Below are 2,559 nucleotides of genomic sequence, written 5' to 3'. Positions count from 1 at the left end.
GGTCCGCTTCAAGGGCGCGTGTGAGAATATCGCGGCTTTCGGCGAGCTTTTCGACCTGGCCGGCGACCAGGCCGTCGATGCTGGAGCGGCTCTCCGCCAGCTTGGCGAGATCGTCTTCGAGCGACTTGGACAGCACCGAACGGTCCTGAACGAGCCGGTTCTGATGTTCGGCAACGGCGCCGCTGACATTCTGAAGGTCATCCTCCAGGGCTCTCGATAGGGCCGAGCGGTCTTGCGCCAGCTTGTTCTGATGATCGGCAATGGCGCCGCTGACGGCCTGCAGATCGGCTTCGAGGGCCTTCGACAGTTGCGAGCGATCCTCCAGCACCTTGTCTGAGTGTCCCGCAATGGCACCCTTGATGGTGTTGAGGTCGGCCTCCAGGGCGCGCTTGAGGATATCGCGGCCTTCGGCAAGCTTCTCGACCTGGCCGGCGACGAGGCCGTCGATCGAGGCACGGCTTTCAGCCAGCTTGGCGAGGTCGGCTTCCAGCGTCTGCGACAGCAGGCCGCGATCCTCGGCGAGCTTGCCGGCGTGGCTGTCGATCAGGCCGCGGATGCCGCTCAGATCGCTTTCTAGCGCGCGGCTCAACTCGCCGCGGTCCTCGGCGAGCTTGGTCGAATGGGTCTCGACCAGGTTCCTGATGCCGATGATGTCGGTTTCGAGCGCCTTGGCCAGCACGGCGCGGCCCTCGGCGATCTTCTCGACCTGGCTGGCGACGAGGCCGTCGATCGAGGCGCGGCTGTCCTGCAGCTTGCCGAGATCGGCTTCCAGGGCGCGCGCCAGGATATTGCGGCCCTCGGCCAGCTTCCCGACATGGCCGGCGACCATTTCGTCAATCATCGTGCGGGCTTGAACGAGTCTGCCGGAGTCTTCGTTCAAAGCCTGGGACAGCCGGTTGCGACCCTCTTCGAGCTGCTCCAGATGGCTGCCAAGCGATGCATCGATGGCGGCGCGCGACTCGTTCACCTTGCGCAGATCTTCTTCCAGCGCCCGCGAGATCAAGCCGCGGCCTTCCGCCAGCTTCTGCACCTGGTTGGTGACGGCCGCATCGATTGCCGCGCGGCCCTCGGCGAATTTCGCCAAGTCCTCCTGCATGGCGGCAGCCATGCGTTCGCGGCTCTCGGAAAGCGAGCGGCTGTGGTTCTCGACGGCTTCCTCGATGCCGACACGGGCATCGGCAAGCCGCTGGATATCGGAATCGAAGGAGCGCGACACCACATGCCGGGCGGCCTCCATGCGGCCGGCGAAGTCGGTGGCGCGGGCTTCGAGCATGGAGGAGGTGGACGAGATGATGTCGGCCATATCGGCGCCGATCTGGGTCTTGCCCTGATCGATCATCGCCGACAGCGTGTCCTTGCTCTCCGCGAAGGCATGGGCGATTTCCTTCGCGCGTTCCACCATCGTCTCGTTGATCTGGCGGGCGCGCGCTTCGAGGGCGGCGTTGAGCTTCTGCGTGCCGGTGTCGAGCGCTTCGGCGCGGGTCTGGAATTCGCTGATCAGCGCCTGGCCGCGTTCGGCCAGTGTCCGTTCGATGCCGCTAAGGCTCGCCTCGAATTCGGAGTTCAGCGTGCGGGCGGCGCCGCCGAGCAGCGAGACCATGCCATTCGTGCGGTCGTCGAGCAGGTCGGTCAGCGAGCGGGTAAGGCCGTCCGTGGTGTCGGTAAGCTTGGCGATACGGGTATCGAGCAGGCTGGCGAAGGCCTCGCCGGAGGTCGAAAGCCGATCGGTGATGTTGTCCAGGCGCGATTCGACGGAATCGAAGATCGACGTCGAGCTTTCATTGATGCGATCGATCAGCGTGTCGCCGGAATTGTTGATCGTCATCGACAGCTTGGTCGACGCGTTGAGGATCGAATCGCGGATGATGTCGCTGGCCGCGCCGATCTCGTCGCGCAGCGTCTCGTGGGCGCTGGCGATGGAGGCGCGCACGCGCTCGGCATGGGTGACGACCGCCTCGCGCTCGCTGCCCAGACCGTCGACGAGAGACCGGATGCGGGCCTCGTTTTCGGAATAGGAGCGTTCGATCTGGGTGACTTCGCCATGGACCAGCGTCTCGAGCTCGACGGCGCGGGCCAGAGTGCGCTCGATGCCTTCGCCCATCGCCGCCACCTCGCGGCGAACGGCCTGGCCGATCATCATGACGCGGTCCTGGGCAAGGTTTTCAGGCTCCGCCAGGCGGAAGGCGACCTCGGTCATCGACTGCGCGGCGATGCGCATTTCCTGTGCGCGCCGAATCATGGCGGCGAAAGCCCAGAACAGGATGACCGGAACGATCGCGGCCACCGCCAGGCCGATCAACTCGGGACGGGCGAAGAACTGGTCGAAGGTGCGGATCTTCCAGATGCCAGGACCGAACAGGAGGTTGGCCAAGCCGCCGGCGCCGGCGATCCAGGCCAGCGAGATAAAGGCGATCACCCAGTAGACGGTGCTCGATGCACGCCGGTTGAGGCTGTGCAGCAGCGTCTTGTAGTCCTTCTGGCGGTCGTCATTGGCGGGCGTGAAGCCGGCCGGCTGTCCGTTGCGCGGCTCGACCGGTCGCAGGTCGGCCGGCTTAGCCG

1 pseudogene is annotated in these 2,559 nt (G+C 65.6%); it reads right to left on the bottom strand.

Annotation, left to right across the window (positions count from 1 at the left end):
- Positions 1–2,559: pseudogene (locus EOA28_RS32130) on the bottom strand (kinesin); the annotation flags it as partial.

This window comes from Mesorhizobium sp. M2A.F.Ca.ET.067.02.1.1, assembly GCF_004023285.1.
GTDB lineage: Bacteria > Pseudomonadota > Alphaproteobacteria > Rhizobiales > Rhizobiaceae > Mesorhizobium.
This window is presented reverse-complemented; position numbering and strand designations above follow the sequence as displayed.